The sequence below is a fragment of the Alterileibacterium massiliense genome, assembly GCF_900104645.1.
Lineage (GTDB): Bacteria > Bacillota > Clostridia > Peptostreptococcales > Anaerovoracaceae > Alterileibacterium > Alterileibacterium massiliense.
In genome coordinates this window covers 1,023,853-1,038,667 of sequence record NZ_FNWE01000002.1, presented here as the reverse complement: position 1 = coordinate 1,038,667, position 14,815 = coordinate 1,023,853, and the positions used below count along the sequence as shown (strand labels likewise).

Below are 14,815 nucleotides of genomic sequence, written 5' to 3'. Positions count from 1 at the left end.
CCTTTATCAGACTGTATTCTACAATATGAGGCTGGAATTATCAACTCTCCTATAGTATAATAAATTAATTTTCAATAGAAAGGTAATAAGCATGAATTCATTTTTGAAAAGCTTTATTAAATATAATTTGTTGACGATTTTTGGGGTTATAGTCGTCTTTTTTTCAATTTTATTTTACGACCCAGTGATTGCAGAAGAAAAAATTGATTCGCCAATATCTATCAAATCATATAATTTTGATGCGGTAGTTGATAGAGATCATACTTATGATATTTCCGAGACACTAATGATTGATATTCATGGCAAATCAAATGAATACAGCCTTTATATACCTAAGGGAAATTACAGGGTTAAAGATATTAATGTCGAGGGAGCAAAATTTAGCGTAAAAAATGCTGAGTATGATTACAATATAAATTTAACTTCACTTCAAGAGCTTGGGCTTGGGGAGCACAAGATTAAGCTCACATATAAGATATATACATATGTTGATAAGAGTGAAAAAGCTGATATATTTTATATGAATGTATTGCCGAGTACCTTTAGCACGCCTATTGACAATATTAAGATAAGTGTCTTATTTCCTAAAAATTTTCCATTTGAAAACATGCAATTTTTTGCCGGACAATTTGGTGTTCAAGATGTTTCAAACAAGGTGAATGCAAGTATAAATAATAACGAATTGATAATGTCTGGAACAAATATCCCGCAGAATTTCAGTATTATTTTAAAATCTGACCTTCCGGAAAATTACTGGAGAGGTGAACTTGATTATTCGTGGCTAAAATATTTAATTTGTGGTTTCTCTTTGATTTCGATATTGATAATGTTAATCCTATGGCTTAATGGTGGAAAGGACCCTAAGGTAACATCTGAAAGTGATTTTTCATACAAAGATATGATTCCACCCGCTGAAGCTAATTATCTATTAAATGGAAATATAGGAATTCACGATTTAATATCGATGATTATATATCTAGGAAGCAAGGGATTTTTGAAGATAACTGAGTATAAGCCTAAGAAGTATCAGTTAACAGCTTTGAAAAATCCTGACACAGAACCTAGGTATATAAGAAGTTTATATAATAAATTATTTGACAGTGTATACGAGGGCACCCCTATTAAAATGAAAGATTTTTTAAAGAAATTTAAGAATCTTGATGAACTACTCTCGCAAAGCGTTAAAAGCATATATGCAAGTAAGGATATGGTCTCAATCACAGAAAAATCTAAGTTCTATAGATTGATGAGCATTATTTTAATATCTATAGTAAATGCGATTATCGTTTCAATATGCTTTGTAGGCCGATATATATTTATTGACTATGTGACAGTCATTACGATTTTGACATTAACTCTAATATCCACTTTGTTAATAATAATGGGGCTTGATAATTTCTATAGACCTAATAAGCTTGTAAATATCTTAGTTTTATTAATTGGTGCTATAATTTTCATTTTGGCAACGGCCTATGTTTCACTTGATATATATCGGACATTTAATAATCTTAGAGTGCTTGCTTTATATATTATTATTACATTATTAAGTCTGTTTATGATTTATATAATGAAAGCCAGAACAGCTCAAAATGCAAGGCTTACATCTAAAGTAACGGCTTTAAAGAATGAAATTATTCACCTTGATGAGGAAAAATTCAAAAATAACGATATGAGTAAAAGCGATTATTTCTATGAATTAGTTCCATATGCCTACGCATTTCTCTTGACAGGTAAATGGGGAACAAAATTCAAAGATGCTGATATTGGGGGAGCTTATTGGTTTGAATCTTATAAAGGAGCTCATGAGATGAAATTTAATAATAAAAATGAAAATTCTATAGAATTTTCTAAGAATATTGATAACTTCGGAAGAACGCTTCAAAATGAATATATTTCGCTTATGGACAAGCGTATTAACAAATAGGAGAATTATGGATAGTAAAGAAAAGATTATAAATATTGCTGTTATTGCTCATGTAGATGCAGGGAAATCAACCCTTGTAGATGCACTTTTAGCTCAATCTCAGGTATTTAGAGATAATGAAAAAATAGCAGATTGCGTTATGGACAGCGATGATATTGAAAGAGAGAGGGGCATTACAATCTACTCAAAGAATTGCTCTATCATGTATAACGATTATAAAATCAATATTGTCGATACTCCAGGCCATGCGGATTTCAGTTCTGAAGTTGAAAGAATAATGAAAACAGTGGATACTGTAATCCTTTTGGTTGACTCAAGCGAGGGACCAATGCCACAGACTAGATTCGTTTTAAATAAATCACTTGAGCAGGGCATAAATCCGATACTTTTTATTAATAAAATTGATAAAAAAGATGCAAGAATTGATGAGGTTGTTGATGAGGTATATGAGCTCTTTATGGATCTTGAAGCAAATGATAAACAACTGGATTTTCCAATTCTCTATGGAATTGCAAGGCAGGGGATTGCCGTAAATGACCCAAAAGAGGTAGATGACATTTTAATTGGTGAAGGTGATACTAAGATAAAGAAAAGTCCTAAGGGATATGGGAATTTAAACATAAAGCCTTTACTCGATATAATAACTAAGCATTGCGAGCCATATCCTGATCATGATAATGAAAGCTTACAGATGCAGGTATCATCACTTGCCTATGATGACTATATTGGAAGACTTGGAATAGGTAGAATTAGCAGAGGCATAATAAAAGAAGCTTTGCAGGTAATGGTCATGAAAGGAGCAGAAGAATTTTATAATGCTAAGATAAATCAAGTTTTTATATATAGAGGGCTTAGCAGAGTGCCTGTAAAACAAGCTAAATCAGGCGATATAGTTGTAATATCAGGAATTGATGATATATCTATAGGAGAAACGATTTGCGACATTGGAAAACCATGTGCAATGGAGAATATAAAAATTGAAGAACCAACACTCTCGATGAATTTCATGGTAAATTCATCTCCTTTTGCGGGAAAAGTGGGTAAGTATGTAACGAGCAGGCATATAAAGGAAAGGCTTGAAAAGGAACTTGAGGTAAATGTCGGACTTCAAGTAGAGCCTACAGATTCAACTGATTCGTTTAAGGTGTCAGGAAGAGGTGAATTACATCTTTCCATATTGATTGAAAATATGAGAAGAGAGGGATATGAACTCGCAGTATCAAAGCCTGAGGTTGTAATAAAAAGGGGCGAAAATGGAGAAGTTCTTGAACCTATTGAAGAAGTTGCTATAAGCGTTCCAGACGAGTATTCAGGGACCGTTATTTCACAGCTAAACATGAGAAAGGGCATGATGATTCAAATGCTTAGCGAAGGCAATGGATATTCAAGAATTAAATACAATGCTCCAACCAGAGGTCTAATGGGATATAGGAGTGAATTTATCAATAGTACACATGGAGAAGGTAGCATGGAAAGAAGGTTTACCGGCTTTGAACCATGGAAGGGTGATATTCCAAAGAGAACCAATGGAGTCGCAATTGCACAGGAGGAGGGTAATTGTACTCCTTATGCAATCTTTAATATACAGGAAAGAGTTACCATGTTTGTAAAACCGGGCGACCATGTGTATGAGGGAATGATAGTAGGAATGAACCATAGACAAGAAGACATGGTAGTAAATCCTTGCAAGGCTAAAAGGGTTAGCAATATGAGAGCGGCAGGTAGTGACGACACTATTAAGCTTACACCTCCAAGAGTTTTTTCACTTGAGGAAGCACTTGAGTTTATTGATGACGATGAGCTTGTGGAAATTACACCTGATGATATAAGACTTAGAAAAAAACTTCTTAGAGAGCTTGACAGAAGAAAATCAAGGAGCAGCATATCCAATGGATAGAATTGAACGAATTGAGAGAATATTAGATACTACCTACGGCGGAATGATTTTTATGTCCATAATTATCCTCATAATAGGCTTAATAATTATGAAAGTTCTTTTAGCTATTTCAAAGAGATTATTGCATAGATCGAGGCTTGATCCAGCACTTCATGCTTTTATTTTGATGATTATTAAAATTGGGCTTTGGGTAGTGCTTATAATAACAATTTTATCTGCTCTAAATGTTCCAACAGCACCGCTTGTAACTCTTTTAGGAGCAACAGGTGCAGCTATTGCATTAGCACTTAGAGATAGCCTTTCAAATGTCGCATCAGGCTTAATTATTCTCTTTTCTAAGCCAATTTTAAGAGGAGAATTAATTGAGATAGAAGGAAAAAATATGCTAGGAATAGTTGATAATATTGACCTTATGACAACGCATATGCATTCATTAGACAATAAAAAAATTACGGTTCCTAATTCATTGATAGTAAATTCTGTTGTCATGAATTATTCAAGAGAAGATATTAGAAGAGTAGACTGCCAAGAGATGGTAAGCTATGACGCAGACATTAACAAAGCTAAGGAAATTCTAAGGGATATAGCGGATTCTTGTCCTAAGGTAATTAAATCAGAGGACTTGATTATAGGAGTAAGCACACTTGCAGAAGATGGAGTTATCATTGATATAAAAGCTTGGTGCAAGACAGATGATTACTTCGATGTTAAATATTTTATAGAAGAAAATACAAAAAAAGAATTTGATAAAGCAGGGATTGAAATTCCATATCGTAAAATTGATGTAAATATAAAAAATAATTAGTTTATATTTTATATATATTTAGAAATATAAAAAAGGCCAATAGCTTAAGCCAAATATTTTTGACAGAAAGGAAAGTAAGATGGTTGTAAATAAGCAATTTAGAAAGGTTTTAATTGCCAACAGGGGAGAAATAGCAATTAGAATAATAAGAGCTTGTAAGGAACTGGGCATTAGAACTATAGCGATTTATTCTGAAGAAGATAAAAATTCTCTATTCAGAACAAAAGCTGACGAGGCATACGAAATTGGCAAGGGTAAAAGCCCGATTGAAGCTTATCTTGATATTGATGAAATAATTAGCTTGGCAAAAAGCAAGGGTGCTGAAGCTATTCACCCCGGTTATGGATTTCTTTCTGAAAATCCTGATTTTGCAGAAGCTTGTGAAAATGCTGGCATAGAATTTATTGGACCGACTCATCAGATGATGAATAGTCTTGGAGATAAAATTCAATCAAAAATTGTAGCAAACAAGGTAAATGTCCCAACAATTCCAGGAGACCAATTAGCAATTGATTCAGAAGAACAGGCTATAGAGATAGCTCATAAAATAGGTTATCCTGTAATGCTAAAAGCTGCTGCAGGTGGTGGTGGCAGAGGAATGAGAATTGTACGAAATGACGAGGAGATGCTTCCTCAGTTTAGAAGTGCAAAAAATGAATCTATAAAGGCCTTTGGAAATGGGGATATTTTTATTGAGAAATATATTGAAGATCCAAAACATATTGAAGTTCAAGTTTTGGGAGATAAATATGGCAATATCGTACATTTATATGAAAGAGATTGCTCTGTTCAAAGAAGACATCAAAAAATAATTGAATTTACTCCAGCCCTTTGCCTTTCAGAAGAAAAAAGAAAAGAGATGTGCTCTGACGCATTAAAGATTGCAAAAGCTGTTAATTACAGAGGAGCAGGAACTATTGAATTTTTACTCGATTCAAGTGGTAACCATTATTTTATCGAGATGAATACAAGAATACAGGTTGAACATACCGTAACAGAAATTGTTACTGGAGTTGATTTGGTTCAAGCTCAAATATTGGTTGCTGAGGGTTATCCGTTATATTCAGATGAAATTGCTATTAAAGATCAGGGCGATATTGTACAGAGTGGATATTCAATTCAGTGCCGTGTTACAACAGAAGATCCCGCTAATAATTTTGCTCCTGATACAGGAACGATTACCATGTATAGATCGGCTTCGGGTAATGGAATAAGGCTTGATGGAGGCACAGGTTTTACAGGTGCTATTATCTCCCCATATTATGACAGCTTGCTTGTTAAGGTGTGTTCAGAGGCAAGGACTTTTAATGATGCAATTAATAAGTCGGTAAGAGCCTTAAGAGAGATGAAGATTGAAGGCGTACAGACTAATATTGGTTTTCTTATAAATGTCTTAAATCATCCGAAGTTTAGAGCAGGAAAATGTAGTACAGGATTTATTGAAGAAAATCCTGAGCTTCTCAACATAAGAAAGATTACTAATAGAGAACAACAACTACTTGACTTCCTCGGCAATAAATTTGTAAATGAAGCGGGCGACGGAGTAAGCGAATTTAATGTACCTCTAGTTCCTCGGGTCGATACAGAAAAGATAAGAAGCTTCAAGGGAACAAAACAAATTTTTGATGAAAAAGGTGCTAAAGCAGTCGCTGACTGGGCTTTAAAGCAGAATAAACTTCTTATAACTGATACTACATTTAGAGATGCACAGCAGAGCCTTATAGCAACCAGAATGAGAACCAAGGACCTTGAAAAAATAGCTCCTGCAATGGCTTATTATGGCAAAGACCTGTTCAGCATGGAGATGTGGGGTGGTGCTACCTTTGATGTATCGATGAGATTTTTGAATGAAGACCCTTGGGAAAGGCTTGAAACACTTAGAAGCATTGTTCCTAATGTATTATTTCAGATGCTTATTAGAGGAGCTAATGCTGTAGGGTATAAGAATTATCCGGATAATACAATAAGGAAATTTGTAAAGCAGAGTGCTAAGTCGGGAATTGACATTTTTAGAATATTTGATTCATTAAACTGGATTGAAGGTATGGAAATTGCTCTTGATGAAACGCTTAACCAAGGAATGATTGCAGAAGCGACCATGTGTTATACGGGCGATATATTGGACAATACAAGAGAAAAATACAACCTTGATTACTATGTTAAGATGGCAAAAAGACTTGAAAAAATGGGTACACATTTCATCGGAATCAAGGATATGTCAGGTCTTTTAAAACCGATGGCTGCTTACAAGCTTATAAAGGCATTAAAAAATGAAGTAGAAATCCCAATTCATCTTCATACCCACGACACATCGGGAAATGGAGTTGCGACGCTTCTTATGGCAGGAATGGCAGGTGTAGATGTTATAGATGCAGCTATGAATAGTATGTCAGGCTTAACATCACAGCCTGCACTCAATTCAATTGTTGCTGCACTTCAGAATAGCGATAGGGACACTGGACTTGATCCAGACGGTTTACAACTTATTTCTGATTACTGGGCAGATGTTAGACCTGTTTATAATAAGTTTGAATCCGATTTAAAAACTTCTTCTGCTGAAATATACAGACTTGAGATACCTGGTGGTCAGTATTCAAATCTCAAACCACAGGTTGAAAGTTTTGGAATTGGTCATAAATTCAATGAAGTAAAGGATATGTATGTAAAAGTTAATAAGATGCTTGGTGATATTGTTAAGGTAACACCATCGTCAAAGGTAGTTGGAGATTTAGCGATTTTCATGGTTCAAAATGATTTAACACCTGAAAATATAGTTGAAAAAGGGAAAAATATAGATTTCCCTGATTCTTCAGTATCTTATTTTAGCGGAATGATTGGGCAGCCTGAGGGTGGGTTTCCTAAAGATTTACAGAAAACAGTCTTAAAAGAAAAAGAACCTATTACCTGTAGGCCGGGCAAAATTCTTCCACCAGATGATTATGAATCTATAAAAAAACATCTAAAAGAGGACCTTGGGCTTGATGGAAATGAAAAAGAGCAGATAGCTTATGCTATGTATGATAAGGTATTTGATAAGTTCATACTGGATCGCAGGGAAAAAGGTGATTTTAGAAATATGGGATCAGACATTTTTTTCCACGGTTTAAACATAGGAGAAACTGCAGAGATAAAGCTAAAAGCAGGTCAACCACTCATAGTTTCATTTGAAGAGATAAAAGAACCAGATGAAGCAGGAAATAGGGATCTCACATATACTATCAATGGAAATAGAAGGGTAGTAACCATCAAAGATAATCAGGCACTCACTAAGTCTGTAATATCGGGAAGCAGTATTCAATATGCAAATACAGAGGACCCTAATGAAATCGGTGCAAATATACCGGGAAATATTATAAAGATATTGGTTGCTAAGGGTGATGAAGTAAAAGAGGGACAACCAATTGCCATTATTGAAGCTATGAAGATGGAAACAAATGTTATTTCACCAAAGAATGGAACGATAGAGAAGATTTATATTAAAGAGGGAGATATGGTAAAGTCAGGGCAACTTATTGCCTTGCTGGAGGAATAGATGTATAATAAAAGCTGTGTTTTGTACTAAATGAAATTATTATTTGGATTTAAATTTAAATACTTTTAGCGTATTGAAAGGAGAAATACGAAATGAAAATTCTAGTGATAAATCCGGGTGGAACATCTACCAAGATTGCGGTATTTGAGGAGGAGAAAGAGGAGCTAAAGGTTAATTTGGACCACACTGCCGAAGAACTTGCCCCTTACAAATCAATATCTGATCAGATGCCTTTCCGCAAGGAGGTTATCCTAAAGACACTTACAGAAAAAGGATATAAGCTCGAGGACTTTGACGCTGTCTGCGGAAGAGGAGGAATGTTTAAACATATTCCATCAGGAACATATGCTGTAAATGATGCAGTAATTCAAGATGTAATAAATCATCCATATGGTGAGCATGTTGCAAACCTTGGACCTTATATTGCAAAAGAACTTGCTGACACAGTATCAATTCCATCATTCTTTGTCGATCCTGTATGTACAGATGAGCTTGAAGATATTGCAAGATATTCAGGAATGAAAGGTTTTGAAAGACAGAGTTTCTTCCACGCCCTTAATCAGAAGGCAGTTGCAAGAAGAGCTTCAAAGCAGATTGGAAAGTCATATGAGGAGCTCAATCTTATAGTTGTACACCTTGGTGGAGGAGTTTCTGTTGCAGCACATCACAAGGGCAGGGTTATCGATGTAAACAATGTTAAGGACGAAGGTGCTATGGGCATGGATAGAGCTGGAGGAGTACCTGTTTGTCAGCTTATCGATTACTGCTTCTCAGGTGTAACGCATAAGGAAGCAAGAAAGAAGTTCGGAGATCAGGGTGGAGTGTTCTCATATACTGGTACAAAGGACTTTAGAACAGTAGAAAACAAGGCCTTTGATGATAATGATGAAGTATGCATGGGAGCTTTTAAGGCCATTGCATATCAATTAGCAAAGGATATTGGTGCAATGAGTGCAGTTCTAAGATACAATGTAGACGCAATCGTATACACTGGCGGAATGGCTCATAGCGAGAAATTCTGTAATGAAATTAGCTCTTATATAAATAAGATTGCACCAATTATCAGAATACCTGGTGAAGAAGAGATGAGGTCTTTGGCAGAGGGTGCTTTAAGAGCTCTTCACAGCGGAAAATGGGAAACATATAAATAAAGTAATATTTAAAAGGGTATCAGCTTATTAAAATATATAAGCGATGCCCTTTTTATTTATCTTATTATTGAATTTTATATTATAAGCAGAAATACTTATTAGTAACTTGTTTTATTTTGCTTAATTTTTGTAATAATAATTCCTATTATAAATCCTATTAAAGACGGTATAACCCAGCCAAAACCAGAGTTAAAGAATGGAAAAACTTTAGAACCGAAATTAATAATTGGATTTAAAGATTTTATATCAAATATTTGTGATATAGACTTTACAAAATCGAAGATTGCGGATATTAAAACAAAAATTGTTACGCTGAGATAAACGGGCTTTGCATCTTTAAAATATTTAGTTAGCAATCCGAGTAAAATTAGCGAAATAGCCAAAGGATATAATAACATCAATACAGGAATTGAATAGTTTATTATAGATGATAAGCCGACATTAGCTATAACGAAAGAAACACCGGTGGTTATAAATGTCCAGCCTTTATATGTTGGACCGGATTTAAACATTTCTGAAAAGGTCTCTGCGAAGCTTGTCACAAGACCTATTGATGTTTTTAAACAGGCAACGGTGGTAATTCCTGCGAGCAGAATAGTTCCTGCAGTACCAAAATAGTGACCTGATATTTGAGCAAGTGCAATGCTACCATTTTCGCTTATTTCAAATTGTCCACGGCTAAGTGTCCCCATTATGGTTATGAGGATATAAATAAATGCCATTATTAAAGCACTGATAAGACCTGACTTTAATGTGCATTTAGCTATGTCGCTTGGGTTATCGACGCCAAGGCGTTTAATCTCATTTACTACTATTATACCAAAGGCAAGACCCGCTATGGCATCCATAGTGTTATAACCCTCGAGGAATCCAAGACCAAAAGCACCGTGTAAATAATTCGGGTCAGGTGTTATTGCAGAAATATCTGAAGCCATTGGTTTGATAAAGGTTGCAATTATCATAATACTTAATAGGATTAGAAATAAAGGCGTTAATACCTTACCAACCCATATAAGTATTTCACCCGGTTTTAGTGAAAAATAGAGTACTAAGGAAAAATAAATTATTGTAAAAATTATTAAGAAGAGACGCGTATGCTCTGACGAGATTAAGGGCTCAACTCCAATCGAAAAAGGGACTGTTGCACAACGGGGTATTGCAAAAAAAGGTCCTATTGTTAGGTAGAGCAGACAGGTGAAAAAGACACCATATTTTTTTGAAACATTGCTACTTAATTCAAGCAGGCCAGAACTCTTTGTTATTCCAATAGAGGCAACACCCAAAATTGGAATGCCTACGCCAACGAATATAAAGCCTAGAGCAGCAGGAAGGACATTATATCCAGCCAGCTGACCGAGGTGCACAGGGAAAATTAAATTTCCTGCACCAAAAAACATACCAAAGAGCATTATTGCTATTAAAAGAGATTCTTTAGAACTTAGTTTATTTTTCATTTTGTTACTCCGCTCGAAATTGATAATTTAAAACGATTTTTTATGAAACATATGATAATATATAAGCCATCGCATTACAACCAATTTAGTGAAATGTCTAAAATTAAAACAAAAATTTATTATTTTACATATAATAATCTGATATATAAGGAGTTAGAATGGGAGTAGTTGGAATAGCAAGCTTGCTAGGAGGGGTTGCACTTTTCCTATTTGGAATGTCCGTCATGGGAGATTCGCTTAAAAAAGTTGCAGGTAATAAGCTTGAAGTTATTCTATATAAGCTTTCAGGAACACCGGTCAAGGGGATCCTCCTTGGAACAGGGGTTACGGCTGTAATTCAATCATCATCAGCAACTTCCGTTATGGTAGTTGGTTTTGTAAATTCAGGAATGATGAAAGTTGATCAAGCTATTGGAATTATCATGGGAGCCATTCTAGGAACAAGTGTAACGGGCTGGATTCTCTGTTTAAATAGTATAAATGGACAAAGTTCAAGCATTGCTTCAATTCTGAGCACTCAGATGATAACAAGCTTTGTTGCTGTTATTGGAATTATTCTTAGGACCTTTATGAAGGGGCAACAGGTTAAGAATATTGGCGAAATACTTCTTGGATTTGCAATTTTAATGTATGGAATGAGTGCTATGTCTTCTGCTGTATCGCCACTGAGGGAAAGTGCTGAATTTATAAGTATTCTTACAAAGTTCTCAGATCCTTTTATAGGCATAATAGCAGGGCTCATCCTTACAAGCATAATTCAAAGTTCAAGTGCAGCTGTTGGAATACTTCAAGCATTAGCAGTCACGGGAGCGGTTAATTTTGATATTGCTTTTCCACTCATAATGGGAATAGGGATAGGTGCATCTGTTCCTGTACTTCTAAGCTCAATAGGAGCTAGCGTAAATGGAAAAAGAACTGCTTGGATCTATCTCATTATTGATGTGCTTGGTGCTTTGATTTGCGGCACTGTTTTTTATATATTATCTTCCTTATCAATAATAAATGTTACAGATATTTCTATGACAATGGTAATGATTGCACTTACCAACACCATATACAGATTAATTATGGTTGTTATTCTTTCACCATTTATAAAGATTTTAGAAAAGCTAGTATGCAAAATATTTAAAGATGACGAAACAGCAATCATGGATCAAGAGGATATGGACAGGCTTGAAACAAGATTTTTAAATTATCCTGCAATAGCAATTGAGCAAACCCATTTGACAATTACATCTATGGCACAAAAGGCTAAGATGAGCATATATGAAGCTATTTCTTTGAGAAGAGATTTTTCTCAAAAGAAGTTAAAGAGAATAAATGAAATTGAGGATAGCGTTGATAGATATGAGGATAAACTTGGAAATTATTTGATGAAAATAACTGCTATCGAGCTTAATGATGCACAGACGAGAGAGGTTAGCAAATATTTGCACAGTTTATCAGATTTTGAGAGAATATCCGATCATGCTGAAAATGTAGGTGAAGCTGGAGAGGAAATATATACTAAAAAAATTATCTTTTCAGATAAAGCAAATGAAGAGCTTATGACGCTTGAGTCCGCACTTAAAGAAATACTGTCAATTAGTATAGAAGCTTTCATAAATAATGATATTGATTTAGCAGTTCAGGTTGAGCCTCTTGAGGAACTCATAGATAATATCTGCGATGAGATGAAATTTAGGCATATTGAAAGGCTAAAAAATAAGGAGTGTACGCTTGTAAATGGTTTTGTATTTAATGACCTTTTGACTAATTATGAAAGAATTGCAGACCACTGCAGTAATATAGCCTTGGTTGTAATTGAAGAAAAAGAACATGACTTAAATTCGCATGAATATATTGATGCGATCAGAAATAAAAATGATGCGAGATTTATTAAAATGTATGAGCAATATAAGGAAAAATATGCAATATAATCAATAGTATTGCTTAATTTACGAGATTATGTTAACATCTCAAAGGAATTTATAAGGTATAAAACAAGTAGATATACAAAATATATTAAATATATTAAATTTACAAGTATTATAAGATGGAGGATTGACCGAGCGGCTAAGGAGCCTGATTGGAAATCAGGTAAGGTGTAACAGCCCCGCGGGTTCGAGTCCCGTGTCCTCCGCCAACTTTTTTAAAAGCTATGACCGTTACTGATAAAGGTTATAGCTTTTTTAATAATTTAGAAAATGTATCGAATAATCTAAGAATAAAATTAAATAAAATAGTGATTAAAATATAAAATTATATTTTTAGAAATAAATATAAATTTTCACAAAAAAAACAAGTGTAATAGATATTTTCTTGTGGTAAAATCTCTCAGTATTATTTTTGTAAAAAATATTTTTATAGACAGATAGGAGAAATATTATATGTTCAATATTATAATTAAAGACAATTATGATGAGGTATCTAAGGCTGCTTTTGATGTTATGAAAGATATAGTAAGGAAAGATAAAGCAGTTCTTGGACTTGCAACAGGAAGTTCACCCGTTGGATTATACAAGGAGATGATAAGAGATCATCAGGAAAATGGTACTTCATATAAGGACACAGTTTCATTTAATCTTGATGAATACATTGGACTTCCAAAATCACATAGAGAGTCATATTACACATTTATGCACGAGAATCTATTTAATCACATTGATATTAAAGAAGAAAACGCCCATGTTCCACTCGGCGATTGCGAAGATCCTGAAAAATCTGCGAAGGAATATGAGGACGAATTAAAGAAATATGAAGTTGATATTCAAATCCTTGGAATAGGCTCAGATGGTCATATAGCTTTTAATGAACCTGGTTGTCCTTTTGACAGCGAAACTCATATAATGGAGCTAACAGAGCAGACAAGAGAGGATAATGCAAGATTTTTTGATGGCAATATTGATGAAGTTCCAAAGCTTGCAATAACTCAAGGTCTTGCTTCTATCATGAGAGCAAAGAAAATTATCCTCATAGCTACAGGTGCTAATAAGGCACAGGCAATTAAGGATATGATAGAGGGAGAAAAGACTGTTGACTGCCCAGCTTCAATTCTTCAAGACCATAATGATGTAACTGTTGTTTTGGACAAAGATGCAGCATCAAAACTTTCAAAATAAATTTTAATTCGATATATTATTAAAAATGCTATATAATATTATATAGCATTTTATTTTGTAAAATTTTTCAAATTATTGTTATTGTAAGTGAATAATGGTTAATTGATATTAATTGTTATTTATAGGAGAGTATTTATGCCAAGAAGACTTGCACTGGTGACTGGTTCATCTAGAGGAATTGGTGCAGAAATTGCAATTCGCCTTGCAAAAGACGGATATGATATAGCAGTTAATTATAATAAAAGTGAAGAACAAGCAAGGAAAGTCATTGAAAGAATTAAGGATATTGGCGTTAAAGGGATAATGATCAAAGCTGATGTTTCTAATAGAGCTCAGGTAGAGGAGATGTTTGATTCTATTAGACGCTCAATTGGAAATGTTGATATACTTGTTAGCAACGCTGGAATATCTTATGTATCTCAGATACAAGATATTACGCAGGAGGAGTGGAGGCAAATTTTTAGCACTAATGTGGAGGGTACATTTAATGTTATTCAATGTGCACTTCCATATATGCTATCTGAAAAGAAAGGATCCATAATTACTATATCATCAATGTGGGGATTAAGAGGTGCTTCCTGCGAAAGTGCATATTCTGCTTCAAAGGCTGCGATTATTGGATTATCAAGATCTCTTGCCAGTGAGCTAGCACCAAGCGGAATTAGAGTAAATTCAGTAGCACCTGGAGTTATACATACGGATATGATGGATGATTTTTCTAAACAAACGCTGGAAAACCTAGCAGAAGAAACTCCTCTTAGAAAGCTTGGCTCGCCTAAAGATGTAGCTGAAATAGTTTCTTTTCTTGCATCTGATAAATCTTCTTTTATAACAGGGCAGGTTGTAGGAGTAGATGGAGGGTTTACTATTTGAAAAATATAATAATCAATTAGATAAATTTATTAATATTTTAGTCCAAGAAAAAATATTGTAATTCTCAAAGGAATTAGA

9 protein-coding genes and 1 tRNA gene are annotated in these 14,815 nt (G+C 34.4%); 9 read left to right on the top strand and 1 reads right to left on the bottom strand.

Annotated features, from left to right (window positions below; all coding sequences use genetic code 11):
* Positions 1-91 precede the first annotated feature (91 nt).
* From BQ5371_RS06575 to buk, 5 genes are all read left to right on the top strand, one after another.
* A complete protein-coding gene (locus BQ5371_RS06575) occupies positions 92-1,924 on the top strand; it encodes a DUF2207 family protein (RefSeq protein WP_071133054.1) in 1,833 nt (610 codons plus the stop codon).
* 7 nt (positions 1,925-1,931) lie between these two features.
* Entirely contained in the window at positions 1,932-3,821 is a 1,890-nt protein-coding gene (gene typA / locus BQ5371_RS06570) for a translational GTPase TypA (protein WP_071133053.1), read from the top strand.
* Entirely contained in the window at positions 3,814-4,626 is an 813-nt protein-coding gene (locus BQ5371_RS06565; protein WP_071133052.1) for a mechanosensitive ion channel family protein, read from the top strand. Before typA ends, BQ5371_RS06565 begins: the two co-directional genes overlap by 8 nt.
* A gap of 79 nt (positions 4,627-4,705) precedes the next feature.
* A complete protein-coding gene (locus tag BQ5371_RS06560; protein WP_071133051.1) occupies positions 4,706-8,158 on the top strand; it encodes a pyruvate carboxylase in 3,453 nt (1,150 codons plus the stop codon).
* Positions 8,159-8,250: 92 nt separating this feature from the next.
* Positions 8,251-9,309 (top strand): butyrate kinase, encoded by a 1,059-nt coding sequence (gene buk / locus BQ5371_RS06555; protein ID WP_071133050.1) that lies wholly within the window; start codon positions 8,251-8,253, stop codon positions 9,307-9,309.
* 98 nt (positions 9,310-9,407) lie between these two features.
* On the opposite strand, the gene brnQ is transcribed toward buk, so the two are convergent.
* Positions 9,408-10,763 carry a branched-chain amino acid transport system II carrier protein gene (gene brnQ / locus BQ5371_RS06550; protein ID WP_071133049.1) on the bottom strand — a complete coding sequence of 452 codons (1,356 nt, stop codon included), beginning with the start codon at positions 10,761-10,763 and terminating at the stop codon, positions 9,408-9,410.
* A 158-nt stretch (positions 10,764-10,921) separates the two neighbouring features.
* Between brnQ and BQ5371_RS06545 the strand changes: the two genes are divergently transcribed.
* The 4 genes from BQ5371_RS06545 to ymfI all read left to right on the top strand — a co-directional run bounded on the left by BQ5371_RS06545 (position 10,922) and on the right by ymfI (position 14,737).
* On the top strand, positions 10,922-12,682 hold the full coding sequence (locus BQ5371_RS06545; protein WP_071133048.1) for a Na/Pi cotransporter family protein: 1,761 nt from the start codon (positions 10,922-10,924) through the stop codon (positions 12,680-12,682).
* A 118-nt stretch (positions 12,683-12,800) separates the two neighbouring features.
* Positions 12,801-12,888, top strand: a tRNA-Ser gene (locus BQ5371_RS06540).
* Between the two features lie 244 nt (positions 12,889-13,132).
* Positions 13,133-13,864 (top strand): glucosamine-6-phosphate deaminase, encoded by a 732-nt coding sequence (gene nagB, locus BQ5371_RS06535; protein WP_071133047.1) that lies wholly within the window; start codon positions 13,133-13,135, stop codon positions 13,862-13,864.
* Between the two features lie 135 nt (positions 13,865-13,999).
* Positions 14,000-14,737, top strand: a complete 738-nt coding sequence (ymfI, locus tag BQ5371_RS06530; protein WP_071133046.1) for an elongation factor P 5-aminopentanone reductase — start codon at positions 14,000-14,002, stop codon at positions 14,735-14,737.
* Positions 14,738-14,815 lie beyond the last annotated feature (78 nt).